Origin of the sequence: Litoreibacter arenae DSM 19593, from assembly GCF_000442275.2 — a bacterium.
Classification (GTDB): domain Bacteria; phylum Pseudomonadota; class Alphaproteobacteria; order Rhodobacterales; family Rhodobacteraceae; genus Litoreibacter; species Litoreibacter arenae.
This window is the reverse complement of sequence record NZ_KE557310.1, coordinates 248,789-273,344: the sequence shown is the minus strand read 5'-3', so window position 1 is coordinate 273,344 and position 24,556 is coordinate 248,789. Positions and strand designations below refer to the sequence as shown.

Annotated in this window: 30 protein-coding genes and 1 tRNA gene; 15 read left to right on the top strand and 16 right to left on the bottom strand. The window is 59.7% G+C overall.

Annotated elements, in window-relative coordinates:
- Positions 1–8 precede the first annotated feature (8 nt).
- Positions 9–212: a dodecin family protein gene (locus THALAR_RS09045; RefSeq protein ID WP_021101230.1), complete on the top strand. Its 204-nt coding sequence runs from the start codon at positions 9–11 to the stop codon at positions 210–212.
- Here the strand turns inward: THALAR_RS09045 and THALAR_RS09040 are convergent.
- Positions 209–1,375 (bottom strand): geranylgeranyl reductase family protein, encoded by a 1,167-nt coding sequence (locus THALAR_RS09040; protein WP_021101229.1) that lies wholly within the window; start codon positions 1,373–1,375, stop codon positions 209–211. The genes THALAR_RS09045 and THALAR_RS09040 overlap by 4 nt on opposite strands.
- A 96-nt stretch (positions 1,376–1,471) precedes the next feature.
- On the opposite strand from THALAR_RS09040, the gene THALAR_RS09035 reads away from it, so the two are divergent.
- Positions 1,472–1,987, top strand: a complete 516-nt coding sequence (locus THALAR_RS09035) for a PhnA domain-containing protein (protein ID WP_211264793.1) — start codon at positions 1,472–1,474, stop codon at positions 1,985–1,987.
- 65 nt (positions 1,988–2,052) lie between these two features.
- On the opposite strand, the gene THALAR_RS09030 is transcribed toward THALAR_RS09035, so the two are convergent.
- A complete protein-coding gene (locus THALAR_RS09030) occupies positions 2,053–2,259 on the bottom strand; it encodes a cold-shock protein (RefSeq protein WP_021101227.1) in 207 nt (68 codons plus the stop codon).
- A gap of 168 nt (positions 2,260–2,427) precedes the next feature.
- Positions 2,428–2,658 (bottom strand): YdcH family protein, encoded by a 231-nt coding sequence (locus THALAR_RS09025; RefSeq protein WP_021101226.1) that lies wholly within the window; start codon positions 2,656–2,658, stop codon positions 2,428–2,430.
- A gap of 207 nt (positions 2,659–2,865) precedes the next feature.
- On the opposite strand from THALAR_RS09025, the gene THALAR_RS09020 reads away from it, so the two are divergent.
- On the top strand, positions 2,866–3,267 hold the full coding sequence (locus tag THALAR_RS09020) for a BrnA antitoxin family protein (protein WP_051153701.1): 402 nt from the start codon (positions 2,866–2,868) through the stop codon (positions 3,265–3,267).
- A 383-nt stretch (positions 3,268–3,650) separates the two neighbouring features.
- Complete coding sequence (locus tag THALAR_RS09015) at positions 3,651–3,836, top strand: hypothetical protein (RefSeq protein ID WP_021101223.1); 186 nt, start codon at positions 3,651–3,653, stop codon at positions 3,834–3,836.
- A 146-nt stretch (positions 3,837–3,982) separates the two neighbouring features.
- Here the strand turns inward: THALAR_RS09015 and THALAR_RS18405 are convergent, their stop codons facing one another.
- Together THALAR_RS18405 and ettA are read right to left on the bottom strand one after the other, a co-directional pair.
- A complete protein-coding gene (locus tag THALAR_RS18405) occupies positions 3,983–4,621 on the bottom strand; it encodes a hypothetical protein (protein WP_154666783.1) in 639 nt (212 codons plus the stop codon).
- Positions 4,618–6,273: an energy-dependent translational throttle protein EttA gene (gene ettA / locus THALAR_RS09010; protein ID WP_021101222.1), complete on the bottom strand. Its 1,656-nt coding sequence runs from the start codon at positions 6,271–6,273 to the stop codon at positions 4,618–4,620. Before ettA ends, THALAR_RS18405 begins: the two co-directional genes overlap by 4 nt.
- A gap of 120 nt (positions 6,274–6,393) precedes the next feature.
- Here ettA and mgrA point away from each other — a divergent pair, with 120 nt between their 5' ends.
- Positions 6,394–7,461, top strand: coding sequence for an L-glyceraldehyde 3-phosphate reductase (gene mgrA / locus THALAR_RS09005; RefSeq protein ID WP_055688146.1), 1,068 nt, complete (start codon positions 6,394–6,396; stop codon positions 7,459–7,461).
- Between the two features lie 4 nt (positions 7,462–7,465).
- On the top strand, positions 7,466–8,068 hold the full coding sequence (locus THALAR_RS09000; protein ID WP_021101220.1) for a nicotinate-nucleotide adenylyltransferase: 603 nt from the start codon (positions 7,466–7,468) through the stop codon (positions 8,066–8,068).
- Here the strand turns inward: THALAR_RS09000 and THALAR_RS08995 are convergent.
- Positions 8,040–8,897, bottom strand: coding sequence for a DMT family transporter (locus tag THALAR_RS08995; RefSeq protein ID WP_021101219.1), 858 nt, complete (start codon positions 8,895–8,897; stop codon positions 8,040–8,042). The genes THALAR_RS09000 and THALAR_RS08995 overlap by 29 nt on opposite strands.
- Positions 8,898–8,962: 65 nt before the next feature.
- Here THALAR_RS08995 and dacB point away from each other — a divergent pair, with 65 nt between their 5' ends.
- Positions 8,963–10,447 (top strand): D-alanyl-D-alanine carboxypeptidase/D-alanyl-D-alanine endopeptidase, encoded by a 1,485-nt coding sequence (gene dacB, locus THALAR_RS08990; RefSeq protein ID WP_021101218.1) that lies wholly within the window; start codon positions 8,963–8,965, stop codon positions 10,445–10,447.
- 56 nt (positions 10,448–10,503) lie between these two features.
- On the opposite strand, the gene THALAR_RS08985 is transcribed toward dacB, so the two are convergent.
- On the bottom strand, positions 10,504–10,689 hold the full coding sequence (locus THALAR_RS08985; RefSeq protein WP_021101217.1) for a PLD nuclease N-terminal domain-containing protein: 186 nt from the start codon (positions 10,687–10,689) through the stop codon (positions 10,504–10,506).
- 110 nt (positions 10,690–10,799) lie between these two features.
- Complete coding sequence (locus tag THALAR_RS08980; protein ID WP_021101216.1) at positions 10,800–11,222, bottom strand: tellurite resistance TerB family protein; 423 nt, start codon at positions 11,220–11,222, stop codon at positions 10,800–10,802.
- A 121-nt stretch (positions 11,223–11,343) separates the two neighbouring features.
- Here THALAR_RS08980 and THALAR_RS08975 point away from each other — a divergent pair, with 121 nt between their 5' ends.
- The 4 genes from THALAR_RS08975 (at position 11,344) to THALAR_RS08960 (ending at position 16,405) form a co-directional block, all read left to right on the top strand.
- Positions 11,344–12,921: a lysine--tRNA ligase gene (locus THALAR_RS08975; RefSeq protein WP_021101215.1), complete on the top strand. Its 1,578-nt coding sequence runs from the start codon at positions 11,344–11,346 to the stop codon at positions 12,919–12,921.
- 63 nt (positions 12,922–12,984) lie between these two features.
- On the top strand, positions 12,985–13,389 hold the full coding sequence (locus THALAR_RS08970) for a DUF4864 domain-containing protein (RefSeq protein ID WP_021101214.1): 405 nt from the start codon (positions 12,985–12,987) through the stop codon (positions 13,387–13,389).
- 198 nt (positions 13,390–13,587) lie between these two features.
- Complete coding sequence (locus THALAR_RS08965) at positions 13,588–15,879, top strand: glycosyl hydrolase family 28-related protein (RefSeq protein WP_021101213.1); 2,292 nt, start codon at positions 13,588–13,590, stop codon at positions 15,877–15,879.
- Between the two features lie 118 nt (positions 15,880–15,997).
- Positions 15,998–16,405: a universal stress protein gene (locus THALAR_RS08960; RefSeq protein WP_021101212.1), complete on the top strand. Its 408-nt coding sequence runs from the start codon at positions 15,998–16,000 to the stop codon at positions 16,403–16,405.
- 32 nt (positions 16,406–16,437) lie between these two features.
- Here THALAR_RS08960 and THALAR_RS08955 read toward each other — a convergent pair whose 3' ends face one another.
- Positions 16,438–16,767 carry a hypothetical protein gene (locus THALAR_RS08955; protein ID WP_021101211.1) on the bottom strand — a complete coding sequence of 110 codons (330 nt, stop codon included), beginning with the start codon at positions 16,765–16,767 and terminating at the stop codon, positions 16,438–16,440.
- 97 nt (positions 16,768–16,864) lie between these two features.
- Here THALAR_RS08955 and THALAR_RS08950 point away from each other — a divergent pair, with 97 nt between their 5' ends.
- Positions 16,865–17,182: an antibiotic biosynthesis monooxygenase family protein gene (locus THALAR_RS08950; RefSeq protein WP_021101210.1), complete on the top strand. Its 318-nt coding sequence runs from the start codon at positions 16,865–16,867 to the stop codon at positions 17,180–17,182.
- 20 nt (positions 17,183–17,202) lie between these two features.
- Here the strand turns inward: THALAR_RS08950 and THALAR_RS08945 are convergent, their stop codons facing one another.
- Entirely contained in the window at positions 17,203–17,541 is a 339-nt protein-coding gene (locus THALAR_RS08945; protein ID WP_021101209.1) for a hypothetical protein, read from the bottom strand.
- A gap of 226 nt (positions 17,542–17,767) precedes the next feature.
- On the opposite strand from THALAR_RS08945, the gene THALAR_RS08940 reads away from it, so the two are divergent.
- Positions 17,768–18,304 carry a T4SS efffector SepA family protein gene (locus THALAR_RS08940; protein ID WP_040818139.1) on the top strand — a complete coding sequence of 179 codons (537 nt, stop codon included), beginning with the start codon at positions 17,768–17,770 and terminating at the stop codon, positions 18,302–18,304.
- 11 nt (positions 18,305–18,315) lie between these two features.
- On the opposite strand, the gene uvrB is transcribed toward THALAR_RS08940, so the two are convergent.
- A complete protein-coding gene (uvrB, locus tag THALAR_RS08935) occupies positions 18,316–20,523 on the bottom strand; it encodes an excinuclease ABC subunit UvrB (protein WP_021101208.1) in 2,208 nt (735 codons plus the stop codon).
- 130 nt (positions 20,524–20,653) lie between these two features.
- Between uvrB and THALAR_RS08930 the strand changes: the two genes are divergently transcribed.
- On the top strand, positions 20,654–20,965 hold the full coding sequence (locus tag THALAR_RS08930) for an ETC complex I subunit (protein WP_021101207.1): 312 nt from the start codon (positions 20,654–20,656) through the stop codon (positions 20,963–20,965).
- On the opposite strand, the gene THALAR_RS08925 is transcribed toward THALAR_RS08930, so the two are convergent.
- The 5 genes from THALAR_RS08925 to THALAR_RS08905 form a co-directional block, all read right to left on the bottom strand.
- A complete protein-coding gene (locus THALAR_RS08925) occupies positions 20,962–21,921 on the bottom strand; it encodes a phosphatidate cytidylyltransferase (RefSeq protein WP_021101206.1) in 960 nt (319 codons plus the stop codon). The two genes, THALAR_RS08930 and THALAR_RS08925, sit on opposite strands and share 4 nt — an antisense overlap.
- Complete coding sequence (locus tag THALAR_RS08920; RefSeq protein ID WP_021101205.1) at positions 21,921–22,559, bottom strand: lysophospholipid acyltransferase family protein; 639 nt, start codon at positions 22,557–22,559, stop codon at positions 21,921–21,923. Before THALAR_RS08920 ends, THALAR_RS08925 begins: the two co-directional genes overlap by 1 nt.
- A gap of 105 nt (positions 22,560–22,664) precedes the next feature.
- Entirely contained in the window at positions 22,665–22,952 is a 288-nt protein-coding gene (locus tag THALAR_RS08915; RefSeq protein WP_021101204.1) for a hypothetical protein, read from the bottom strand.
- Positions 22,953–22,991: 39 nt separating this feature from the next.
- Positions 22,992–23,669 carry a PspA/IM30 family protein gene (locus tag THALAR_RS08910; RefSeq protein ID WP_021101203.1) on the bottom strand — a complete coding sequence of 226 codons (678 nt, stop codon included), beginning with the start codon at positions 23,667–23,669 and terminating at the stop codon, positions 22,992–22,994.
- A 96-nt stretch (positions 23,670–23,765) separates the two neighbouring features.
- Positions 23,766–24,374: a TetR/AcrR family transcriptional regulator gene (locus THALAR_RS08905; RefSeq protein ID WP_021101202.1), complete on the bottom strand. Its 609-nt coding sequence runs from the start codon at positions 24,372–24,374 to the stop codon at positions 23,766–23,768.
- A gap of 94 nt (positions 24,375–24,468) precedes the next feature.
- Between THALAR_RS08905 and THALAR_RS08900 the strand changes: the two genes are divergently transcribed.
- A tRNA-Arg gene (locus THALAR_RS08900) sits at positions 24,469–24,545 on the top strand.
- The last annotated feature ends 11 nt before the right edge of the window (positions 24,546–24,556 follow it).

Genomic DNA, 24,556 nt, shown 5'->3' with positions numbered 1-24,556 from the left:
GACTTAGAATGTCAGTTGCACGCGTAACAGAACTCATTGCGTCCTCGAAGAAGAGCTTTGAAGATGCGACCCAGAAGGGTGTCGAACGGGCGGCCAAGACGTTGAAGAATGTCCAGAACGCCTGGGTTCAGGACATGAAATGCACGGTGAAGGACGGCAAGATCGACGAATACCGCGTGATCCTGAAAGTCACCTTCGTTCTGGAAGACTAAGCTGGCCCCTTGAAGCCAAGGCGGTGCTTCAGCAACCGCCAGCCAAGCTTTGGAATACGCCGCAACAGCGCCCCGCGCAGGTCGGCGTATTCCGCCTCTCCGGCGAGGAGTTCGAGATATTTCATTTGTAGGGAACTGCCGCGCTCGAAGGCTTTGCGGAAATAGCCTTCGGTTGCTTTCGGGAACATGATCAGGCGCCACATCTTGGCCTGATCGAGAGAGCGCTGAATGGGTTTCACCAGTTTCATGTAGCGGGAGAGTGCCGTTTGAGGTTTGCCTTGCGCGAGCGCCTCGATAACGGCATTCGCCGCGTGCTGCCCGCTTTCCATTGCCAGCGCGATGCCCTCGCCCGTGATCGGATCGACCAATCCGGCGGCATCGCCTGCCAGCAGGATGTGGTCGCGGCCCGGCGTTTTCTTGTAGTCGCCGAAGGGCAGATACTGACCTTTGTAGCGCAGGCTTTCGTCGCTGCCGGTTTGGGCGATATAGGCCGCCATGTTGGCCTTCATGTCTTCGTTGCGGCTGTTGATCCCACCGACGCCCACGGTCACGGTCTTGCGCTTGGGAAAGGCCCAGCCATAGCCCCAGCTTGCGGCGTCGAAATCGACCTCGACCGCGTTGTCGCGTGTCGGTGGCAAGGGGGTTTCGATTTCCAGCCCGAAGCCGATTTTCTCCGGATCGAAGGGACGTCCGAACAGGGTACGGGCCACGAAGGAGTTGACGCCATCCGCACCGATGAGGGCTTTGAAACGCAGCTTGATGCCGTCGCGCAAGGTTAGCGTGTCATCGGTCAGCGCGGTGATGGGCTGGCCCAGATACGGGGTCGCGCCTGCTTTCAGGGCCTCGGAATGCAGCATCGCGTCGAACTCGCGGCGCATGGTCAGGTGGACGGGCGGCGCGTTGCGTATGTCGGCCAGCACGCGGCCTTTGGACAGGAAACGCATGTGGTTGGAGGTCACGAACATGTCCTCCGTCACCTCCAGCCCGAAAATCGCCTGCATGGCTTTCTCGCTGCGGCCGGTGAACAGCCCGCCGCAAAGCTTGTCGCGGGGGAAGGTGGCCTTGTCGACGACGGCCACGGCCAACCCCGCCTTGGCGGCGGTGATTGCAGCGGCGGAGCCTGCGGGGCCGGAGCCCACTATGACGACATCATATTCCGACATGAGGCGCTTTTAGGTGATCCACGCAGCGGTGCCAATGCGTGATGGTCTTGGGGCCGGAATGGGGGTATGGCGGGCTGCAAATGGAAAGGGCCGATGATGATACCTAATGCTGTGATGACGCGATGCGGCGGGGCCTGTGAGCTATGCGGGGCCGAGGCTGTGGACGCGGTTGCCGTCACCCCGCGAGACGATCTGGTTGCGCTCTGCGACATCTGTGCGTCCGGCGACGCGGTTGAGGGGCACTGGCGTTGCCTGCAAAGGGCCGTCTGGTCCGAGGTGCCTGCGGCGCAGGTGCTGGCGGTGCGCAAGCTGCGTGCGCTGGATGCGCCTTGGGCGGCCGAGACGCTCGATATGGTCTTTCTGGATGACGGTTTGGCGGCTTGGGCTGCTGACGTGCCGCTGGAGCATCGCGACGCCAACGGGGCGTTGCTGGCGGCGGGTGACTCGGTTGTTTTGATCAAGGACTTGCCGGTGAAGGGCGCTGGCTTCACGGCCAAACGCGGCACGGCGGTGCGCGGCATTTCGCTGGTGACGGATAATGCGGGCCATATCGAGGGACGTGTGGAAGGCCAACGGATCGTGATCCTGACAGAGTTCGTCAAGAAGAAGTAAGTACCCAAGAAAAAGGGCGCGCAAGGTTTCCCCTGCACGCCCTTCGAATTCAGTGTCGCTGAGGCTTAGGCCAGAGCGATGTTGACTGCGCTTTCGCGACCGTCACGGCCAGCTTCGACGTCGAACGTCACGGCTTGGTTGTCGTCCAGTGTGGACAGGCCGGAGCGTTCCAGTGCGGAGATGTGCACGAACACGTCCTTGGAGCCACCTTCCGGTGCGATAAAGCCGAAGCCTTTAGTAGAGTTGAACCATTTCACGGTGCCATTAGCCATCGTGTCATTCCTTAGTATTGGTGCTGCCCGCACTATGCGGCAGCTCGGCTCGATTGGTCTGTAACGATAGACTGGCGGCCGTATTAGGGAAGACAGTGGGTCGAAAGAGGCAAACGTTGCAAAGCAGCGTCTGACAGGGTTCGACCCACAAGTAAAGCGTTTTCCGCCCTATAGCATCGCCGCGATCTGGTCCTTCAGGGTCATGCGCTGCTTGCGCAGGGCGGTCTCGTGGGCGTCGTCGGTGGGTTCCACATTGGTCTCGGCGCGGTGCACGGCGCGGTTCACCTCGTGGTACTCGTCGAACAGTTTGCGGAAGTGGGCGTTGCTTTCTTTCAGGTCGTGCATCCTGTCGATCTTGTCGGGGAATTCCTCGGCGAGCTGGTGGGGGGTGTTGGGCATTCGGGCCTCCTGTTCTGAGTGGTTGGATCCACTGTGCATCAGCCGCGGCGGTTTGCTTTGACGTGGGTCAAAACGGGGCGAAAATCGGCGTCGGCAAACCGTCAGCCATGCGTCGGCTTTGTGTCGGGCAGCGGCGCACGCAGGGTTCGCGGGGCGTTAACGGCTGGTGCGGTAGGTCGGGTCAATCGCAAAGCCAAAGGACCGTCCATGTCGTATCCCGCCAGTTCCCGCTCCAAGACCCAGCGTATCGCAAAGGAGAGGCTGGCCCATTACATGCAGCTGGCGCGTCTGGACGATGAGCTGGCTGAAGGCGTCCGCGAGGTCATCCCGCAGGCCTGGCACCGGCTGGAGCATGACATCGACGTGGAGGAGCCGAAGGTGAAGATCACCCTGCGCGTCGACCGCAGCGTGGCGAAGTTCTACCGCGCGTGGGGCAACGGCTATCAGGCGCGGATCAACCGGATACTGGCAACCTATGCACAGGCGAGGATCGCGGAGTTCCTGAAACTGGAGGCGGACTTCCACGCGTATGTTCAGCTGTCGATGGACAAATATAACGATCCGGTGCCGGACGATATCGAGGAAGGGCCGCGGGAGGGGGAGTTCTGAGCGGGCGCGGCTGGCGGGTTGAAACCCGCCCTACGGGTATGGCGGGGTATGTCGCCAGAGGGCTCTGGTTGCGGAATCGGGCTGAAAGGCAGCGGGTGAAGACGGGTTCTGGGTAAAAATTCGGAAATGTGGCGACCACAATTCATAATTTATTAAGGCTTTGGTCGGCAGAATTTTCCAAAGGTCGCCACTGTGCTGCCGTAAAGGGCCGAAAACCCGTTCAAACATGTCAAAATTATGCGTTCAATGTGCGCAAATTGTGAAAATTATATGTTTATTATCAATGGTATGGAGAAACTTACTTGCGAAAAATGGCCGTAATTCGCCTTATTGTTTTACATCTACCCGCCGCCGCCCCGGCCATTGATTTTTAGGAGACTGCCATGACCGTATCTCTCGTCGAAAAAGCCCGCCGCAACCGCCTTGTCGCTTTGCGTGCCATTCAAATTCGCAAATCGGGGTCCGACCGCGTCACGCTTTTCCCGCGTGCCGATGATAATGCAGACCGGATCATGTTCACGTCCCGCCGCGCGCAAAACAAGGTGCACAACCTGTTCGCCGTCGCATAAGCCACACCAAGGGCGCTACTCGCTACACGGATTTGCGCCCTGCTTCCGGTCTTGTTTTTGACCGGCATCCAGAAAACGCCCGGGGGATTGCCTTCGGGCGTTTTTGGTTTGTGGGGGGAGGGTGGTTGGGAACCAGCTTACGCTTATCAATAATGGTAATCTAAGTCTGACGTCTCAATTCTATTATAGCTTTCGATGTCGAGCGCCTTCCATAGGTCTCGATTTTCAAAAGGGTTTTCTCGAATCCTAGCGTAAACTGCTTGATCCATGACTCTCAACACTTCTTCAAACCACGCAAACGCCAATCCAAACAATCTAAGAGGGCTTTCCCCTTCGGGTGCGAAGTTAAGTGATGTTCCAAATGAGATTTCTTCCAAATCACCATTCCACAAAAAGGGTTGCCTAGAAATCTTCATTGGTTTTGTCAAAGTTGACGATCGGTGATGAAGTGGATGTCTCTCTCTTAGAATAAAGTCGGTATAAACATGGAGTCCCGCACCGGCTTTGCTAGCAGTTTTAAGTTGGGACACATGTGACAAAAATCCTTTGAAAACATGATTTTGTTCCGTGAATTTTTGTTTGTCTCCATTTGTGAGCGTCTCTTCAATCGAGACAAAGAAATTTAAGGTGGCCGAAAAGTAAACGGGCCAGAAAGGCGTGTCGGCGTCGAAGTCACTTGATGCAAGCAGATTGGCTGAGGCTCCTGCAAAGCGCCATGGTTGCCAACTAGTGAGCAATCCACCTGAGACGTATGGGACTGTTGGTCCGCTTAAGCCCGGTTTCACCTCGTAAACTTCTTATACTTCACCCGCTTCGGCTCCACCGCGTCCGGTCCCAGACGGCGGATTTTGTCTTCTTCGTAGGCCTCGAAGTTGCCCTCGAACCATTCCACATGGGCCTCGCCCTCGAAGGCGAGGATGTGGGTGCAGAGGCGGTCGAGGAAGAAGCGGTCGTGGGAGATGACGACGGCGCAACCGGCGAAATCTTCGATGGCGTCTTCAAGCGCCCTTAACGTTTCCACGTCTAGATCGTTGGTAGGTTCATCGAGCAGCAACACGTTGCCGCCGGATTTGAGGAGTTTCGCCATGTGCACACGGTTGCGCTCACCACCTGACAGCAGCCCCACCTTTTTCTGCTGGTCGCCGCCCTTGAAGTTGAAGGCGGAGCAGTAGGCGCGGGAGTTCATCTGGGCGTCGCCCAGCTGGATGATTTCGCCACCGTCGGAGATTTCTTCCCACACGGTCGCGTCGGGCAAAAGCGCGTCGCGGGACTGGTCCACATAGGACAGCTGCACCGTGTCGCCGTAAGTGACGGTGCCGGAATCGGGCTGTTCCTGCCCTGTGAGCATACGGAACAGCGTGGATTTACCCGCGCCGTTGGGGCCGATCACCCCGACTATGCCGCCTGCGGGCAGGGAAAAGGAGAGGTCCTCGACCAACAGCTTGTCGCCATAGGCTTTGGTGAGGTTTTCGACCTCGATCACCTTGTTGCCCAAACGGGGACCGTTGGGGATGATGATCTGGGCGCGGCCGAGCTTTTCGCGCTCTGACTGGTTGGCCATCTCGTTATAGGCGTTGATGCGGGCCTTGGATTTGGCCTGACGGGCCTTGGCCCCGGCGCGAATCCATTCGAGTTCCTTCTCCAGCGTCTTTTGCTTGGATTTGTCCTCTTTGGCCTCGCGCTCCAGCCGTTTGGCCTTTTGCTCCAGCCAGCTGGAATAATTGCCTTCGTAGGGAATGCCGCGGCCGCGGTCGAGCTCCAAGATCCAGCCGGTGATGTCGTCGAGGAAATAGCGGTCGTGGGTGACGATCAGGATAGTGCCCTTGTATTCGATCAGGTGCTTTTGCAGCCACGCGATGGTTTCGGCGTCAAGGTGGTTGGTCGGCTCGTCGAGGAGCAGCATGTCGGGGGCTTCGAGCAGCAGCTTGCACAGGGCAACGCGGCGTTTTTCGCCGCCGGACAGGGTGTCGACCTTTGCGTCGTCGGGGGGGCAGCGGAGGGCCTCCATCGCGACGTCGATCTGGGCGTCTAGGTCCCACAGGTTCTGCGCGTCGATCTCGTCTTGCAGCTTGGCCATCTCCTCGGCGGTTTCGTCGGAGTAGTTCATCGCCAGCTCGTTATAGCGGTCGAGGATGTCCTTCTTGGCCTTCACACCCAGCATCACGTTGCCGCGTACGTCGAGGCTTTCGTCCAGGCTGGGTTCCTGCGGCAGGTAGCCCACATGCGCGCCCTCGGCGGCCCATGCCTCGCCGGTGAAGTCCTTGTCCTGACCGGCCATGATGCGCATCAGCGACGACTTGCCCGAGCCGTTGACGCCGACGACGCCGATTTTCACGCCGGGGAGGAAGTTCAGGCGGATGTTCTCGAACACCTTCTTGCCGCCGGGATACTGCTTGGAGACGCCGTCCATGAAGTAGACGAATTGATTGGCTGCCATTGGATGAGCTCCGGACTAGAATGGGTTTGCTTTGGGCCTGTGTTTAGTCGGGCTTGCGGCCAAGGGCAATCGTGACGCTTTGATTTGACGGCGGAGCGGATACGGCGCAGATTGCGCGGCATGACAAAACCCAGCCGCCCCCCAAAGCCCCGCCCCGTTACGTATCGTCCCGCCGACGATCGCTATGACCGTATGGTGTACCGCCGCTGCGGCAAATCCGGTGTGAAACTGCCCGCCATCAGCCTTGGGCTGTGGCACAACTTCGGGGGCGACACCCCGCATGAGTTGAAGCGTGACCTGTGCCGGACGGCGTTTGATCACGGGATCACGCATTTCGATTTGGCGAACAATTACGGCCCGCCTCCCGGCAGTGCGGAGACGGCGTTTGGCGAGATATTGAAGACCGATTTTGCGGGGTATCGGGATGAGCTGATGATCTCCAGCAAGGCGGGCTATGACATGTGGCCGGGGCCTTATGGCGAGTGGGGCAGCCGGAAGTATCTGGTGGCGTCTTGTGACCAGTCGCTGAAGCGGATGGGGCTGGATTATGTCGATATTTTCTACTCGCACCGCTTTGATCCCGACACGCCTTTGGAGGAAACCATGGGCGCTTTGGACTATATCGTGCGGTCCGGGCGGGCGCTTTATGCGGGGATTTCGTCCTATAACTCGCAGCGGACGAAAGAGGCGGTTGCCATCCTGAAAGAACTTGGCACCCCCTGCCTGATCCACCAGCCGTCCTACAACATGCTCAACCGTTGGGTGGAGCATGACGGGCTGCTGGATACGCTGGACGATCTGGGCATCGGCTCGATTGCGTTTACGCCGCTGGCGCAGGGGATTCTGACCAAGAAGTATCTGGGCGGCATTCCCGAAGGGAGCCGCGCCACGCAGGGCAAATCGTTGCTGGATGGCATGATTAACGAGCGGTCTTTGGCGAGCGTTCGGGCGCTCAATGACATGGCGGAGGCGCGGGGGCAGACCTTGGCGCAAATGGCGCTGGCGTGGGTTTTGCGCGGCGGGCGGGTGACGACGGCGCTGATCGGTGCGTCGAAGGTGAGCCAGATCGAGGACTGCGCGGGCGCGGTGGCGAATCTGGAGTTCACCGACGACGAGTTGGCCGAGATCGACCGCATCGCGTCCGAGGAGGATATCAACCTTTGGGCCAAGTCCTCTGAGACCGACTGACCACATGCGGGCGGGTTGGCCTGTCGCGCAGGCGGGGCAGGCTGTCGGGCTTCTGGGTGGCTCGTTTGATCCGGCCCATGCGGGGCATGCGCATATCACGCGGGAGGCGCTCAAGCGGTTCGGGCTGGACCGCGTCTGGTGGCTGGTGTCGCCGGGCAATCCGTTGAAAGCGCGAGGCCCTGCGCCGCTGGACGTCCGTATGAAGCGTGCGCGTGATGTTATGGTGCATCCGCGCGTCGAGGTGACCGATCTGGAGGCGCGGTTGGGGACACGCTACACGGCACAGACGCTGCAAAAACTGATCCCGCGCTACCAAGGTGTGCAGTTCGTCTGGCTGATGGGGGCGGACAATCTGGCCGGGTTTCATCGCTGGCAGGACTGGGACTGGATCATGGAGAGCGTGCCGGTGGGCGTGCTGGCGCGACCGGGAAACCGGATTTCGGCGCGGCGGTCCGTTGCGGCGCGGCGCTACGAGGATGCGCGGCTGCCGGGGACCGCGTCGCAACTGCTGGCCCGAGGGGATGCGCCGCGCTGGTGTTACATCAATTTGCCGCTCAGCGACGCGTCATCGAGCGCGATCAGAGCATCGGGCGGCTGGCTTTCCTGAGAAACAGGGTTGCGAAGCCGGATGTGAAAATGACCACGAGGCCAAGCGCGGACAGCCCGTCGGGCAGGTTTCCGAAGACCAGCCATCCGTATGCGGTTGCGCCGACCAACTGGACGTAGACGAAGGGGGCCAGAACGGACGCGCCCGAGCGGGCATATGCGAAGATCAGAAGCAGGTTTCCCAGCATTGACGCCACGGCGGACCAGATTACGAGGCCGCCTATCGCGGGCGTTATGGGCGGCATGTTGAGGGCGCCCAAGGGGGTCAACAACAGCGTCCCGATAAACAACTGCGTGATGAGCAGATGGACCGGCTTGCCCAAGGGTGACACCCAGCGGGACGCGGTCAGGAACATGCCGTAGCAACAGCCCGAAAACGCCGCCCAAGCGAGACCGGGGGTCATGCCGAAGCCGGGTTTGACGACGAGCAGGACGCCGCCCAAGCCTATGACCAGCAGGACCACCCGCATGGCGCTGGGGTGCTCCTTCAGGAGCGTGACGGAGAGCGCGTAGCTGACGATGGGGCCGAGGAAGAAGGCTGCGAAGACGTTTGCGATGGGCTCGGTCCGGAGGGCGGTGAGGATGGTGGTGATGGTGACGACCTGAATGGCGCTGCGCAGCCAGATGCGCCAGTTCGACAGAAGGCGGAGCGCGTCACGGCTCAGGGCGAAGGGCAGCAGGATCAGCAGGCCGATCAGGTATCGTGTCCATGCCACGAAGAACGGGGCGACCCCGGCCGATGTCATGAGCTTTCCCGCCGTGTCGCCCAAGGGGATCAGCAACATGCCAAGGGACATCATGGCGACGGCTACGAGAATTGAACGCTCCATCACGGATGCGTAGCAGGGCGCAACTGGGCTTGCCACTGCCAACTGCTTGGGCGAATACTTTTGCCATGACCAAACCCCTTTCGACAAGATTTGGCCGCCGCGCCGTTCTGGGCTTCCTGATGTTCGGCGTGGCTGATGCCGCGCTGGCGAACGCGCCTGTCGTGTCGTTGTTGCCTCTGCCGAAGCCTGCGGACGCGCAAAAACGCGCCGTCAAAAGCGCGGAGGCGCTGGTGTCGGCGGCCAAGCTTGGCGGCAAGATCGGCTTTGCCGTTGCCGATGCACGGACGGGCGAGGTGCTGGAGGTGATGAACCCGCTTTTGCCGCTGCCTCCGGCGAGCGTGGCGAAGGCGGTGACGACGCTGTTTGCCTTCGACCGGCTTGGCGCGGAGAAGCGGTTCAAGACGCAACTGATTGCGACAGGCCCGATCCAGAACGGCGTTCTGGCGGGCGATCTGGTGCTGAAAGGCGGCGGGGACCCGACGCTGAGCACCGACGACTTGTTCGACATGGCGGCGAGCCTGAAGGCTGCGGGCGTTGTGTCGGTGAAGGGCAAGCTGCGGGTATATGGGGGCATGTCGCTGATCGACCGGATCGACGATGGCCAGCCAGAGCATGTGGGCTACAACCCTGCGGTGGCGGGGCTGAACCTGAATTTCAACCGCGTCTATTTCGAATGGAAGCGCAGCGGCGACGACTATGCGGTCAGCATGGACGCGCGGTCCGAGAAAATCCGGCCGGGGGTCGGGTTTGCCACGACATCCATCGCAGCGCGGGCACTGCCCATTTTCGAGTATTCGGGCCGGAACGGGCGCGACAACTGGACGGTGGCGCGCAAGGCGCTGGGCAATGGCGGCGGACGCTGGCTGCCGGTGCGCCGCCCCGAGATTTACGCGGGCGACGTTCTGCAAACTGTGGCGCGGTCGCACGGGATCAAACTGCCGTTTCCGGTGGTGGCTACGGAGGAGCCTCGCGGGACGGTTTTGGTCGAGCATGAGAGCGCCAGCCTTGAGGTGATTGCTCGGGACATGCTGAAATATTCGACCAACCTGACGGCGGAGGTTCTGGGCCTGCACGCCAGTGGGGCGCCAAGCCTGACGGAATCGGCGCAGGCGATGAACGAATGGCTGGCGGAGACATATGCGATCAACAAGGCGCGGTTTGTCGACCATTCGGGGCTTGGCGGCATGTCGCAGATCGGCGCCCGCGAGATGGTCAAAGCGCTTGTGGGCGCGGGCGCGGAGGGGCGTTTGCGGTCCATTCTGAAACCGTTTGCGGTGCGCGATGAGGACAACAAGGTGGTTCAGAAAAGCCCCGTGACGGTGATGGCCAAGACCGGCACGTTGAATTTCGTCAGCGCGTTGGCGGGCTATATCCGCACGCTCGACGGGCGCGATTTGGCGTTTGCGATTTTTGCGGCTGATGTGCCGCGCAGGCAGGCGCTCAAGAAGTCCGAGCGTGAGCGGCCAAGGGGGTCGAGGTCATGGAACGGGCGCGCCAAGAAGCTGCAATCGCAGCTGATAAACCGCTGGGCGACCCTGTATGACGCATAGGACAGGCGGCCCCTGATAGAGAGCCGCCTGCGGGTCGGTTTTGACGGGGTGGATGTCTAGGTGTGGACAGAGCCGCCGCGTGGCCCTGCGAAGAACCAGATGATGAGGCCAAGCACGGGCAGCAGTGCCACGAGCAAAATCCACAGGATTTTTGCAAGGCCGGACGCCCCGCTGTCGAGAATTTTCACGATCGCGTAGATGTCGAGCGCGAGGATGATGAGGCCGATGACGCCATATTCCATTGAGTAACTCCTTTACTGCTGTCTGGCCTCTCAACGCACAAAACGGTGATCGGGTTCCTGAGGAAGTTTCTGACAAGCGGCAAGAAGGCGGTGCGGCGGGTGTATATGCGTTATTCGGCCAGATGCCGTGCGCGGGCCCCGCGCTCGATTGCGGCGGCGTGCAGGCGGTCGATTTTCAGCTCGTAGCGGATTTCCTCCAGCAGGCGGAGTTCCGGCTGATACAAGGCCCCGTCAGCGGCGGCCACGTCGCAGGCGAGCGCGTAGGCGGTCTCATACAGATGTTCGGGCAGGGCGGCACGGACGATGCCGAAAAGCGCGTCGAGACCTTCCTCCTCCTCGAACAAATCGGCGGTGATGCGCGAGACCACCTTGATCCGGCTCACGTCGTAGTCGGCGAAGATCGGCAGGTAGTTCACGGCCTGCTGGATTGCCACCAGTTCTGACGTGCGGACGTTGTCGTCCGACATGGAGACGGAGATCATGATCGCGACGAGCGCGTCTTGCGGGGACAGGTTTGCTGTGTCGTGGGTCATCGCGGCCTCCGGCCAAGTCTATTGTTGCAGTGCAGAATATTGACCTGAACGGTAGCACACAATAGGTAGCGACACTGCTGCGGCATATGGTGTGCCGCGCGATAGAACTGGATGTGCTCCGATGACGGATATGCGTGACGCTGGAATGACCTCGAAAGCCTGGCCCTTCGTGGAGGCGCGGACGTTGCTCAAACGGTACGAAAAGGGCGCACCGGAGAAGGGCTACGTGCTGTTCGAGACGGGCTACGGGCCGTCCGGCCTGCCGCATATCGGCACGTTTGGCGAGGTTGCGCGGACCACGATGATCCGCCGTGCGTTCGAGGTGATCTCGGACATCCCGACGCGGTTGATCTGTTTCTCGGACGATGTCGACGGGATGCGCAAGGTGCCGGGGAATGTGCCGAATCCCGAGCAACTGACGCAGTATTTGCAGATGCCGCTGACGAAAGTGCCGGACCCGTTCGGCGAGTATGAGAGCTTTGGGCACCACAACAACGCCATGCTGCGCCGGTTTCTGGATACGTTCGGGTTTGAATACGAGTTCATCTCGGCCACGGAATTCTATGCGTCGGGCCAGTTCGACGAGGTGCTGCTACGCGCCTGCGAGAAGTATGACGACATCATGAAGGTGATGCTGAAATCCCTGCGCGAGGAGCGTCGGGAGACCTACTCGATTTTCCTGCCGATCCATCCGGAAACGGGGCGGGTTTTGTATGTGCCGATGAAGAAGGTGGATGCTGAAAAAGGCGAGATCACCTTTGACGACGAGGATGGCCGCGAATGGACGCTGCCGGTCACGGGCGGCAACGTGAAGCTGCAATGGAAGCCGGACTTTGGCGCCCGCTGGGCCGCGCTGGACGTGGATTTCGAGATGTATGGCAAGGACCATTCGACAAACACGCCGATTTATGACCGCATTTGCGAAATTCTGGGCGGGCGCAAGCCGGAGCATTTCACGTACGAGCTGTTTCTTGATGCGGACGGGCACAAGATTTCGAAGTCGTCGGGCAATGGCGTGTCGATTGACGAATGGCTGACATACGCGTCGTCGGAATCGCTGTCCTATTTTATGTATCAGAAGCCCAAGACGGCGAAACGAATGCATTTCGACGTGATCCCGAAGGCGATGGACGAATACCACCAGCAGTTGCGGGCCTATGTGGATCAGGACGCGGTGGCACGGGCGAATAACCCTGTGTTCCATATTCACGGCGCGGATGTGCCTGTGAGCAAAATGGTCGTTCCCTTCTCGATGTTGCTGAATCTGGCGTCTGTGGCGAATGCAGAAGAAAAGGACCAGCTTTGGGGCTTTATCCAGCGCTATGCGCCGGATGCGTCGCCCGAGACACATGGCGATCTGGATCAGGCGGCGGGCTATGCGGTGCGCTACTACAACGACTTTGTGAAGCCGGCCAAAGTGTTCCGCCTGCCGACGGATCTGGAGCGCGAGGCGCTGCTGGACTTGCGCGGGCAACTGGCCGCATGGGATGGCGGGCTGGACGCCGAGGCGTTGCAATCGGTGGTGTTTGCCTGCGGGCGCGAGCGGTTCGACCCGCTGCGGGACTGGTTCAAGGCACTCTATGAAGTGCTGTTGGGTGCGTCTCAGGGGCCGCGTTTTGGCGGGTTCATCGCGCTTTATGGCGTGGACGAAACCATCGCGCTGATCGACGATGCGCTGGCGGGCAAATTGGTCGGCTGACCATTCCGTGATTTGACGAAAACCGCGTTGCGACTACCCTTGGTGTATTCAAGGGAGGTCGGTATGCGGTTTTTGTTGGTGACGATAGTGGCGGTGTTCGTGGCGCAATCGGCTGTGGCCGAGGAGCGGATCGCGGGCATTGAGAACACGATCCGGAGCCAGGTGGACGCTTTTCTGGCGGAAGATGCGCCGACCGCGTTTTCCTATGCCTCGCCCAATATCAAACGCCTGTTTGGCACGCCGGAACGCTTCGGGATGATGGTCCAGAAGGGCTACCCGATGGTGTGGTCGCCCTCCGAGGTGAGATTTCTGGAGTTGCGCAGGCAAGGACCGCTGGTGTTCCAGAAAGTGCTGTTCATGGATGCCAACGGCGCGCCGCATGTGTTGGAATACAACATGTTGCAGACCGAAGGCGGCTGGCTGATCGACGGCGTGCAATACCTTGCGGCGCCGCCTGTCGGGGCGTGAGCGCGCAGCCTGCGAACGGTGCTATTTAAGCCTGCATTAACGAGCTTGCGCTAGACACCGCCCGTCAGGACGGCGTGTCCGGCATTTCCCATTCCGAGCGAACTTTCTCTCCCCTTAGCTAAGGGGGCGCTTGGCTTGTGCCGGGTGCCGCCTTGTCGCCTGACACGCCCGCTCCGCACATGTTGAAAAGGGCTACCTATGAACAAGGCGATTACCGACGGGCTGGTGTTGACGCCGCCCCCATTTGCGAACGGTCTGGATGTGTGGTCGCGCGGCGACGGCACACCGGGCACCGCGACTTATGACGGCTTTGCGACTGCCGCTTTCGTGCCTGCGGATCAGGATTTCGGCGGCTGTCTGGAGATTTTGAAAACCGAAAACACGCAGCGTCTGCGCTACATGGGCGAGACGCCGTTGCTGCCGGGCTGCTATTTGCAGATCAAGGTGCGGATCAAGGCAATCTCGGGCAATCTGCCGGTGGTTCGGGTGGCCGCGTTTGCCGGTGGCGCGGGTGGCAGCGCCGTTTCGGGTGTGCAAACGCAGGGGCCGTCCACCACGTTGACCAGCTATGGTGATGTGGTCGAGGTGACCGCGATCGTGGGCGGCGGCGCACGCAACGGCGTGGATCTGAGCTGGGGGCGCGACGCGCTTTACGGGCATTTCGGCATCGACCTGACGGGGTCGAATGGCGGTGTCGTTCGCATCGACGACGTGCAGATCGAGGACGTCACGGGCGCATTTTTGCGCAGCATGATGGACTGGGTGGACGTCAAGGATTTCGGCGCTGTGGGTGACGGCAGCACTGACAACACCGCCGCGTTCGAGGCGGCTGATGCGGCGGCAAACGGACGTGAGGTGCTGGTTTCCGACGGCGTATTTCACTTGGCGGACAGCGTCACATTCGAGAACCGCGTGCGTTTTCAAGGCACGGTCACGATGCCGGACGACAAGTATCTGGCGCTGTCGCAGAATTTCGATTTCGACCACTACGCGGCGGCGTTCGGGGACGAGGAGCTGGCGTTCCGCAAGGCGTTTCAGGCGCTTATGAAGCAATCGAGCCATGACAGCCTTGATTTGTGTGGCCGCTCCATCGGGTTGCGGGGGCCTGTTGATATGCGGGCGGCGGTTCCGGACGTGTCGTCTTTCACGTCGCGTCGTGTGATCCGCAATGGCCAGCTTGACGCGATCAGTGATCCGGCGTGGACCACGGGGCAGGCAAGCTCCAGCGGCACCTATTCAACGTCGCAGCCCTATCGGTTGAGCAACGTGAACAATGTTGCCAATATCGAGGTGGGCAGCCTCGTGACGGGCAACGGCGTCGGCCGCGAGGTCTATGTGACCGACAAGAACGTAGGCGCGCAGACGCTGACCCTGAGCCAGCAGCTCTACGACGCGGTGGGCACGCAGACCTATGGTTTCACGCGCTTTCGCTACATGCTGGATTTCAGCGGCTTCGACAAAGTCACGCAGTTCAATATCGCGGATATCGACCTGAAGGCTGACGGGGTGGCGAGCTGTGTGATGCTGCCGCCGCAAGGCCTGATCTGGCATTTCCGGGACTGCTATTTCAACAAGCCCAAGGACCGCGCCGTGACGTCCATCGGGCTGGCGTGTCAGGGGATGATGATCGACAAGTGTCAGTTCATCTCCAGCGAGCAGCCGCTGCCTGCGACGCAGCGCACCTCCATCGGGTTCAACATCAACGCCAATGACGCGAAAATCCGCGACAATCGTTGCATAAAGATGGGGGCATTTGCGGTGATCCATGGCTCTGGCCATATGATCCTGGGCAACCACTGGTTCCACGGGGATGATTTGAACGGCGCGCCGCGGGTTGCGGGGCTGGTGCTGACCAAGCCGTCATCCAAGATCGTGATCAACGGCAATTATTGCGACAACAACTATATCGAGTGGAACAACGAGCATGACGCTTTGCCCGACTTTTCCAGCGAGTTGAGCTTCGGGGCATTGTCCATCGTCGGCAACATTTTCACTGCCATCGGGGCGGCGTCCTATTTCCGCTTTATTGTGGTGAAGCCCTACGGCACCGGGCATTTCATCAACGGGCTGAATGTGTCGGGCAACACCTTCAAGGTGACGAATGGCAATATCGGGCGCGTGGACAAGATGGATGACAGCATCGCATCGCTGGACACCGGGCGTTTCCGCAACATCAACTGGTCGAACAACACCTATCACGCGATTGACCAGTGGACCCAAAGCCCGGTCATGTTGTCGTTCAGCGAGAACACCCCTGTTGAGACATGGAGTTGCGATTTCTCGGACTGGTTGCCGTTTGGCGGGCGGGCGCGAAACGTCACCGATGTGACGCCGGTGGGCGCATTGCGCAACGCCAACAACGTCAAGCAGTTCGTGGCGCATTACACGGACCCGGAGGAGGGCGCCGGTGGTGGCTCGGTGGACATCATCTGGGAAACGGCGGTGAGGGGGCGGATCAACGTGACCGCACGTGTGGACAACCCTTACTAAACTAGTGCAATGGGCCGACCGGTATGCGAATGGTCGGCCCTTACCAGTGCTTGACGTGGATCAAGGCGCGGAGCTTGGACGAACGTGTATCGTCGCACCAAATGAAGGAGAGCTTTACATGTATTCCAGAATTCTTGTTCCCGTCGTCTTCGATCCAGACCACACGCCGGAGGCCGCTTTGGAAGTGGCGAAGGCCATTTCGAATGACGATGCGCGCGTGACGATCCTGCACGTGATCGAGGAGTTGCCGAGCTATGCGACGCGCTACGTCTCCGGCGACTTTATCGAGAAGAGCCGGGAGGACGTGAAGGCGCGGCTGAGCCAGATTGCGGATATGGTTCCCGGCGGCGAAGCGATGGTAGTCACGGGGCATTCTGCCCGTACCATTCTGGAATGGGCGGAGACTCACGACAGTGACTGCATCATCGTGTCTTCGCACAAGCCGGGGGTGCAGGACTACTTCCTTGGCGGGACTGCGGCCCGCGTCGTGCGGTATGCGCAATGCTCGGTGCATGTGGTGCGATAGGCGTCAGTCCGTGAGAATTTGCGCCGTCGCGGTCATCTGACTGCGGCGGCGCTTTTCGTTTGGGCTGTGGGTTGGGGCGCGATCTGGGCGGCGAAATATGCCTCTGCCCGATCAAGGGTGGATGTCACAGGCTGGAACCAGCCGTCGACTGCGGGCGTCGAGGCATCGTGGCGGGTCATTTCCAGCTTGTGCGCGGTGAGAACCTGCCGCCGGAGGTGGCGGATGCGGCGCAGCCAGAAGGCGGCGCGCGCCTGTGTCAGGGGCTGTCGTGCTGCGTTGCGGGCCTCGGTAATCTGTTCCCATATCTGGGCGATCAGCGGGCCATGGCGCAGGGCCAACGGGTCTTCGTGTAGGTCTGTCATACGCGGATGTTGTAGGGATTCGGGTTGCCGCTTGGTTAAATGCGCCGCTCCCATCTCAAATTCGATGTGCTAGACTTGATGCGAGGAGGGCCATTCAATGACCAAGATTTCAAAACAGACGCAATGCCAGACTGTTATCACCACATTCGAGATGACGCCGGGGACGTGTCAGGACTTGCTGGACGAGCTGACGGCGGCCTATGCGGAGTTCATCTCGAAGCAGGACGGCTTTATCTCTGCCGCGCTGCATGTGAACGACGCGCAGACGCGGATTGCGAACTACTCCCAATGGAAGCGGCGCGAGGATTTTCAGGCGATGCTGCGCACCGACGAGATGCGCAAGCGCAACCGGGTAATCAGCGGGTTGTGCAAGAGCTTCGAGCCGGTGATGTATGACGTGGTGGAGGGGTTTTGACGGCGCGGTGCTGTGCCTTCTCAGGTGACGCGCACCAGTAGGACCATTGCTGCCAAGGCGCAACCGACTCCGGCATATTCGCGCAAGTGGAACCGCTCCCCGAAGGCAACGTAGCCGATGGCGCACAGCGCCAGCAGGGTGAGCATGGAGAACACCACGCCCGCCTGCGCCAAGGTCAGATACCGCATGGCGAAATACCACATAAGGGCGGAGGTGGCGTAGAGCGTCCCGCCTGCAATCACGTGGCGCGAGTTGAGGGCCATGTCACCGTCCGCGGCGACTTTCAGCAGGTAGTCACCGGTAATGACGATCACCGCGGTGAGCAGGCAAAATCCGTATCCAAGAGCAATATTGAGCATCGGGGCACCCCCTTGGGCTGACAAAAGGACTTGTTGATATGTCGGGGAGTGTAGCTGGTTTGCCGGATTAAGGCGCGTGAGGAATGTGTGAGGGAGGTGGGGGCGGTGCGCGAGAGGTGAGTGTCGAGCCATGGCTATGAAATGACGGTGTGGGGTGTAAATTTGCTTGATTTAGAAGAAATAGGAGTTATAGATATAAATATCGAAATTATAGAAAGTTGAAGTGATGCCCAATATTGAGATTTCAGACGCCGATTTTTTAAGGCTACAAGCCATCGCAGTGCCACTAGTGGATACACCCGCATCCGTTGTTAGCGGTTTATTGGACATGCATGAAAGCCAAACAATAGGTGGTGAAAAGCCAAAAAACGTACAGGTATATGGATTCGATTCACCGCCCCCGCTTGTGCACGTCAAATTCATTTCTGGGATGATTGGTCTTCATCAACCAGAAAAGCAAAACTGGGACTCGATGGTTAATTTGAGCGTCAAGTTGACACACAAACAAGAAAAGTCAGTGGAACGCTTGGCCAAAATCCTTGATTTAAATATCACCGACGGCTTCAAAGATGATGAGGGGTACAAGTATTTGCCAGATCTCAAGTTATCATATCAAGGTGTTTCGGCGAAACATGCAGCGAAAGTCATTGGAAATGCTGCAAGATTTCTAAATGAGGATGCTCGCGTCGATTTTGTTTGGCGGCAGAAGGATGGCGCATTTGCTCCGGGTCAAGTTGCGGCGCTTTCTTATGAAATTAGCTAGCTCTCAATTAACTACTTCCGCCCCCGCCGCTTCACACCACCTCGCTGCCCCGGCCTGCCAGCCGTCGACCGCCCACTCATTTTCTGACCATCGGCCACGGCCTTCTCCACCGCATACTGTCGCGCCAGAGGGTCGTCGGAGATGACCAGATCGACGGTCTCCAGCCGCTTTACCTCGTCACGTAAACGCGCGGCCTCTTCGAACTCCAGGTTCTCGGCGGCCTTGCGCATGTCGGTGCGCAGGCCATCCAAAACCGCCTGCAAGTTGGCACCCGCCAGCGGCGCGTCGATGGTGGCGGTGACGCGGTTCATGTCGACGTCGCCTTTGTAGAGGCCGGCCAGCACGTCCTCGACGTTCTTTTTGACCGTCTCGGGGGTGATGCCGTGCTTTTCGTTATAGGCGATCTGTTTGGCGCGGCGGCGGTCGGTTTCGCCCATGGCGCGCTCCATGCTGCCGGTGATGCGGTCGGCATACATGATGACGCGGCCGTCGGCATTGCGGGCGGCGCGGCCGATGGTCTGGATGAGGGAGGTTTCAGAGCGCAGGAAGCCCTCCTTATCCGCGTCCAGAATGGCGACGAGGCCGCATTCGGGGATATCCAACCCCTCCCGCAGCAGGTTGATGCCGATGAGGACGTCGAAGGCGCCGAGGCGCAGGTCGCGCAGAATTTCGATCCGCTCGATCGTGTCGATATCGGAGTGCATGTAGCGGACCTTGATGCCGTTTTCATGCAGGTATTCGGTCAGATCCTCGGCCATGCGTTTGGTCAGGGTAGTGACCAGCGTGCGCATGCCCTTGGCGGTGACGCGCCGGATTTCGTCCATCACATCATCGACTTGCGTCTCGACCGGGCGGATTTCGATCATCGGGTCCAGAAGGCCGGTGGGGCGAATGACCTGTTCGACGAAGACGCCGCCGGATTGCTCGATCTCCCACGCGGCGGGGGTGGCGGAGACGAAGACGGATTGCGGGCGCATGGCGTCCCATTCCTCGAACTTCAGCGGGCGGTTGTCCATGCAGGAGGGCAGGCGGAAGCCGTGCTCGGCCAGCGTGAACTTGCGCCGGTAGTCGCCCCGATACATGCCGCCGATTTGCGGGACGGAGACGTGGGATTCGTCTGCGAACACGATGGCGTTGTCGGGGATGAATTCGAACAGGGTGGGGGGCGGCTCCCCCGGCGCGCGGCCTGTGAGGTAGCGGGAATAGTTCTCGATGCCGTTGCACACGCCCGTGGCTTCCAGCATTTCGAGGTCAAAATTGGTGCGCTGTTCAAGGCGTTGTGCTTCGAGGAGTTTGCCCTCGTTCACAAGTTGCGGAAGCCGTTGGGCCAGTTCGTTTTTGATGCCCTTGATGGCCTGCTGCATTGTCGGGCGCGGGGTCACGTAGTGCGAGTTCGCGTAAATGCGGACGCGGTCGAAATCGTCGGTTTTCTTACCGGTGAGGGGGTCGAATTCGACGATGCTTTCAAGCTCCTCCCCGAAGAAGGACAAGCGCCATGCGCGGTCGTCTAGGTGGGCAGGCCAGATTTCCAACGAGTCACCGCGCACGCGGAAGGTGCCGCGCTGGAAGGCTTGATCGTTACGCTTGTAGGCCTGTGCGATCAGGTCGGCCATGACCTTGCGTTGGTCATATTCCTGACCCGCGTGAAGGTCTTGGGTCATGGCGCCATAGGTTTCCACCGAGCCGATGCCGTAGATGCAGGACACCGAGGCGACGATGATGACGTCGTCACGTTCCAGCAGCGCGCGGGTGGCGGAGTGGCGCATCCGGTCGATTTGCTCGTTGATCTGGGACTCCTTCTCGATGAACGTGTCGGAGCGGGCGACATAGGCCTCGGGCTGATAGTAGTCGTAATAGCTGACGAAGTACTCGACGGCGTTGTCGGGGAAGAAGCCTTTGAACTCGCCGTAAAGCTGCGCCGCCAGCGTCTTGTTCGGGGCGAGGATGATGGCGGGGCGCTGGGTTTCCTCGATAAGCTTGGCCATGGTGAAAGTTTTGCCGGTGCCGGTGGCGCCCAGCAGCACCTGATCGCGCTCGCCGGAATTGATACCTTCGGTCAGCTCCTTGATGGCGGTGGGCTGGTCGCCTGCGGGCTCGAACTCGGTCTCCAGCCGGAACTTGATGCCGCCTTCCAGCTTGTCACGGCTTTTGACGTCCGGGGCCGGATTGGACAGGATCGGAAGCTGCTGAGGCATCGATTCCGGGGAGTTGTTGTGCATGTCGCGTGATTCCTTGAGGTTGCCCCTAAGATGATCCTTTTTTGTTCCGCTTCAACCCGTGCCATATTGCGCTCTTGCCATAGGGTGTCAGGACCGCGATATATAGGCGAAGTTTTCCGGAGACACGATCATGCGCGCACGTATTTACCAGCCAGCCAGAACCGCGATGCAGTCAGGCACCGCCAAGACTCGAAACTGGGTGCTGGAGTTCGTGAACGAGACGGGCCGCGACGTGGACCCGTTGATGGGCTGGACCTCATCGGCGGACACGCAGGCGCAGGTCAAGCTGACCTTCGACAGCAAGGAAGCGGCGCTGGATTACGCCAAGGACAACGGCATCGACGCGGTTGTGACCGACCCCAAGCGCCGCAAGCCGGTGATCCGTCCGGGTGGATATGGCGAGAACTTCGCGACGAACCGCCGGGGCGTCTGGACGCATTAGGCCCCGTAGTAGAACCGCGTCACGTGAAAGAAGATTGGCGCGGCGAATACAACTGAATCAAGCTGATCCACGAAGCCGCCTTGGCCGGGGATCAGGTGACCCCAGTTCTCGATGCCGCGATCGGACTTGATCGCCGCGAGAACCAGGGACCCTCCCACGCCGACGAGATAGGCCATCAAAGCCATCGCTATCGAGGCGAGCGGCGAGAACGGCGTCATCCATGTCAGAAGAAAGCCCAAGCCCGCTGCCAGCGCCGCCCCGCAAAGTATTCCTTCGCGGGTTTTGGGAGATACGGCGGGTGCAACCTTGGTCTTGCCGATCCGGCGGCCCGCGAAATACTCCATCAAGTCGCCCATCTGGATCACGAAGACCAGATAGGCGATCAGGAGGGGTGTGCGACTGCCGTAACCGGGAATATCGAGCGTCACCAGCGCGGGGATGTAGCTGGCGCAGAACACGCAGATCATAAGGCCCCATTGGGTTTCCGAGATGCGGGCGAGGAAGTTTTTGTTTGAGCCTTTGCCGCCCCTGAGAACGCTTAGAATAGGGAGCAGCAGGAAGGCGTAGACCGGGATCAGGGTGGAGAACAATCCGACCTCTCCCCACCAGATCAGCACGTATTGCAGCGGCAGGATGACGTAGAAGCTGGCGATGAGGGACCAGTGATCCGCGTTGGTCTTGGTGGTCAGCGTCAGGAATTCGCGCAAGGCGGCAAGGGAGCAGAAGGCGAACAGGACAATGATGCCCACGGGACCCAGAAGCAGGGCGATGGAAAACAGGAAGACCATGCCCCACCAGCTATGCAGCCGTGTCAGGTAGGTTTCCACTGCCAGCTCGTCGTGGGTTTTCGGCAGGCGCGCGCGTAGCACCTCGCCCACCAATGTCGCGAGGATGAGGAGACCGCAGCAGGCCGCGAAAAGAAGAAGCAGGTCGGAATTGGTTTGGGTCATTTCCATCACGCGTGCCCCCGCTGGGGGATCAGTTGAAGGAGCGCGTCGGATGCGCGCGTGAGAAATTTATCCTTGGGCTCGCCGTCCTCGACGTGGATAGCTGAGCCGAAGACGACCGTGCAGGCCAGTGGCACGGGGATGACCTCGCCCGATGGCATGATGTGGGAGATGTTGTCGATCCAGCAGGGGACCAGATCGATTTCAGGCCGCTGCGTTGCGATGTTATAGAGCCCCGCCTTGAACGGCATCAGGGGATCTTCGGAGCGGTTCCGGCCGCCTTCGGGGAAAATGATGATGGAGGAACCTTCATCCAGCGCCTCGACGATCTTGGCGATAGGGTCGTCAGTCCGGTGCTCGGGGCGTCGGTCAATGAGAACCGCGCGGAACACGTCGCGCCCAACAAAGGCGCGGAGTTTGTTTTTCAGCCAGTAATCTGCCGCTGCGACGGCTCGGGTGTCGCGGCGCAGAGCGGCAGGCAATACCGTCCAGATCAGGGGTAGGTCCGCGTTGGATGTGTGGTTGGCGTAGTAGATGCGCTGACGCCGGACCGGCTCGATCCCGCGCCACTCGGCCCGCGCGGCGGTGATGAATTGCGCAAAGAAAATTAGCAGTTTTCCAACGACTGAAGCGGCAAAGCGGCGCATTGTGGCTCTCTTTTTGTCTAGCACGTCCAAGGGACAAGGTTTGGGCGCTTTAATCAAGAAAAACCGCGCCCTCGGGGAGGAGGGCGCGGCGATCATGAGGACAGTTTAGGCCGCTTTGTCGACGGTTACATAGTCCTCAAGAAGCTTTTCGTTCCGTGCGCGTTCGATCTGCTGGATGCGGTCTTCGCTGATACGTTCGTCGAAGCGGTATTTCACGAAGTTCACCAAGCTGAGTGACAGCATCAGGATGCCGATGCCCCAGTAACCCTTGGTCGCCAGGGGCACGTCGGGGGACATGTAAAGGGACAGGGCGAGCATGCCGTAGGCGATGAAAACACCGGCGAGGTTCACCAACATGATAAGGGCGTTGTCGGATTTGAAAGCATTGTTCATTGGATCATTCCTTGTCTTGGATTTCTGATTGGAATTGGGTTATTTTTTGGACTTTAGGCGCTTTAGGACATCTGCCCCTGTGGCCCGCGTGGCGTCGCCGTATCCGGCGTCCGACATGCGGTCTGCAAGCGCCTCGTGGCTGAGGTCGCGGTCGATGTCGGCGAGGATTTCTGCCTGTTCGAACGGGTCGTCCTTTTTCAACACGTTGGCGATCAGCTCCTCGGCTTCTGCCACACTGGATTGCCCTTGCAGGGTTGTGTTCAGCTTGGCTTGTATCGACTGCTCGTAGCGCACGGCCTTGGCGGTGATGGCCCCTTGCTTCAGGTCGATAATGCGGCGGTGGCCGGTCTCGATGCTTTGACGCAAGCGCATGATGCGTTGGTCCAGCCGGGCGAGGGTTTGTCTGCGCACCTCCAACTCGTTTTCGAGCTGGGCAATGGCGTTGGCTGCCTCGGACGCCATGGTTTCGTTGTCGTCATCCAGAGCTTTGGTTGCTCGTCCAGTCAGGTCGGAAACGCGAGCTTCGATCGACCGGACCTGGCGCTGCTCACCACGTTGGCGCTGGATCAGGCTGGCGAGCGTTGCTTTTGCAGCGGTGAGGCTGTTGCTTGCCTCACGGATTTTTTGTTCAATTAATTCGATGGCATAGACGTCGCGGACCTTCTCTTCGGCTCGGGCGTTTGCGCCGGTCATCAGGGTCTTCAAAGTCAAAAACATCTTGGTCTCTCCTACATGGAGGTGTTTTTTGAACACCGTTCATGAATTCAAGATACTCGATTCTGAACGCCGTTCAAGAATTATTTTGAACAATGTTCACTTTTCTGAGGGCGTGGAGGTCAAGTGGCTGAAAACAAGGGTAATCATGTGTTCAAGTTGATCGACTGGAACTGCCGAAATGCGCTTTTCCAGCCCCAAAAGCACGATTCCATGCACCGCAGAGAACAGCCCGCGTGTCATCAAGGCAACGTCCGCAGCCGGCATATCAGGGAAGATTCGCGTGAGCGGGTCGGCGATCAACGAGAACACTTTTTGCAGTTCTTCAAGATACCACGCAGGGACCGCTTCTTCAGTAGAGACTTCCAAGTCGAAAAGCGTTCGCCACGCGGGGGTGTTGTCGCGAGCGAAGTGCAGATAGGCGTGCGACATGGCGATCATGGTTTTTACCGGATGCCCGGGCGGCTCGGCCTCGACCGCAGCGGAGACCTGCGCGCCGACACGTTTGAACGTGCGTGCGTTAACGGCCATGATCAGATCGTTCATGTCGCCGAAGACGTTATAGATCGCGCCGACCGCACAGCCCGCTTCCTTTGCAAGGTCACGCGCCCGAACCGCCGAAATGCCGCCGGTCTTGATCCGCTCTTCGGCAAGATCAATGAGCCGAACCCGTAGGTCATCCCGCTTCTTCTGAACTTTACCAGTCATCCGGCCCCCTTGAACTACGTTCATCTTTAGCGGAGCGTGATAAAGAAGCAAAGCCCTTGCCTTTAGTCGCAGGCTTTCGCAAAAAGCGCGCAGCGGTCCCTTAGCTCAACTGGATAGAGCAGCTGACTTCTAATCAGCAGGTTCGGGGTTCGAGTCCTCGAGGGATCGCCATTAAAATCAAA

Excerpts from the sequence above, each read along its gene's own strand:
- THALAR_RS09045 (WP_021101230.1), top strand. The coding sequence starts at position 9 with ATGTCAGTTGCACGCGTAACAGAACTCATTGCGTCCTCGAAGAAGAGC.
- THALAR_RS09040 (WP_021101229.1), bottom strand. The coding sequence starts at position 1,375 with ATGTCGGAATATGATGTCGTCATAGTGGGCTCCGGCCCCGCAGGCTCC.
- THALAR_RS09035 (WP_211264793.1), top strand. The coding sequence starts at position 1,472 with ATGATACCTAATGCTGTGATGACGCGATGCGGCGGGGCCTGTGAGCTA.
- THALAR_RS09030 (WP_021101227.1), bottom strand. The coding sequence starts at position 2,259 with ATGGCTAATGGCACCGTGAAATGGTTCAACTCTACTAAAGGCTTCGGC.
- THALAR_RS09025 (WP_021101226.1), bottom strand. The coding sequence starts at position 2,658 with ATGCCCAACACCCCCCACCAGCTCGCCGAGGAATTCCCCGACAAGATC.
- THALAR_RS09020 (WP_051153701.1), top strand. The coding sequence starts at position 2,866 with ATGTCGTATCCCGCCAGTTCCCGCTCCAAGACCCAGCGTATCGCAAAG.
- THALAR_RS09015 (WP_021101223.1), top strand. The coding sequence starts at position 3,651 with ATGACCGTATCTCTCGTCGAAAAAGCCCGCCGCAACCGCCTTGTCGCT.
- ettA (WP_021101222.1), bottom strand. The coding sequence starts at position 6,273 with ATGGCAGCCAATCAATTCGTCTACTTCATGGACGGCGTCTCCAAGCAG.
- mgrA (WP_055688146.1), top strand. The coding sequence starts at position 6,394 with ATGACAAAACCCAGCCGCCCCCCAAAGCCCCGCCCCGTTACGTATCGT.
- THALAR_RS09000 (WP_021101220.1), top strand. The coding sequence starts at position 7,466 with ATGCGGGCGGGTTGGCCTGTCGCGCAGGCGGGGCAGGCTGTCGGGCTT.
- THALAR_RS08995 (WP_021101219.1), bottom strand. The coding sequence starts at position 8,897 with ATGGAGCGTTCAATTCTCGTAGCCGTCGCCATGATGTCCCTTGGCATG.
- dacB (WP_021101218.1), top strand. The coding sequence starts at position 8,963 with ATGACCAAACCCCTTTCGACAAGATTTGGCCGCCGCGCCGTTCTGGGC.
- THALAR_RS08985 (WP_021101217.1), bottom strand. The coding sequence starts at position 10,689 with ATGGAATATGGCGTCATCGGCCTCATCATCCTCGCGCTCGACATCTAC.
- THALAR_RS08980 (WP_021101216.1), bottom strand. The coding sequence starts at position 11,222 with ATGACCCACGACACAGCAAACCTGTCCCCGCAAGACGCGCTCGTCGCG.
- THALAR_RS08975 (WP_021101215.1), top strand. The coding sequence starts at position 11,344 with ATGACGGATATGCGTGACGCTGGAATGACCTCGAAAGCCTGGCCCTTC.
- THALAR_RS08970 (WP_021101214.1), top strand. The coding sequence starts at position 12,985 with ATGCGGTTTTTGTTGGTGACGATAGTGGCGGTGTTCGTGGCGCAATCG.
- THALAR_RS08965 (WP_021101213.1), top strand. The coding sequence starts at position 13,588 with ATGAACAAGGCGATTACCGACGGGCTGGTGTTGACGCCGCCCCCATTT.
- THALAR_RS08960 (WP_021101212.1), top strand. The coding sequence starts at position 15,998 with ATGTATTCCAGAATTCTTGTTCCCGTCGTCTTCGATCCAGACCACACG.
- THALAR_RS08955 (WP_021101211.1), bottom strand. The coding sequence starts at position 16,767 with ATGACAGACCTACACGAAGACCCGTTGGCCCTGCGCCATGGCCCGCTG.
- THALAR_RS08950 (WP_021101210.1), top strand. The coding sequence starts at position 16,865 with ATGACCAAGATTTCAAAACAGACGCAATGCCAGACTGTTATCACCACA.
- THALAR_RS08945 (WP_021101209.1), bottom strand. The coding sequence starts at position 17,541 with ATGCTCAATATTGCTCTTGGATACGGATTTTGCCTGCTCACCGCGGTG.
- THALAR_RS08940 (WP_040818139.1), top strand. The coding sequence starts at position 17,768 with ATGCCCAATATTGAGATTTCAGACGCCGATTTTTTAAGGCTACAAGCC.
- uvrB (WP_021101208.1), bottom strand. The coding sequence starts at position 20,523 with ATGCACAACAACTCCCCGGAATCGATGCCTCAGCAGCTTCCGATCCTG.
- THALAR_RS08930 (WP_021101207.1), top strand. The coding sequence starts at position 20,654 with ATGCGCGCACGTATTTACCAGCCAGCCAGAACCGCGATGCAGTCAGGC.
- THALAR_RS08925 (WP_021101206.1), bottom strand. The coding sequence starts at position 21,921 with ATGGAAATGACCCAAACCAATTCCGACCTGCTTCTTCTTTTCGCGGCC.
- THALAR_RS08920 (WP_021101205.1), bottom strand. The coding sequence starts at position 22,559 with ATGCGCCGCTTTGCCGCTTCAGTCGTTGGAAAACTGCTAATTTTCTTT.
- THALAR_RS08915 (WP_021101204.1), bottom strand. The coding sequence starts at position 22,952 with ATGAACAATGCTTTCAAATCCGACAACGCCCTTATCATGTTGGTGAAC.
- THALAR_RS08910 (WP_021101203.1), bottom strand. The coding sequence starts at position 23,669 with ATGTTTTTGACTTTGAAGACCCTGATGACCGGCGCAAACGCCCGAGCC.
- THALAR_RS08905 (WP_021101202.1), bottom strand. The coding sequence starts at position 24,374 with ATGACTGGTAAAGTTCAGAAGAAGCGGGATGACCTACGGGTTCGGCTC.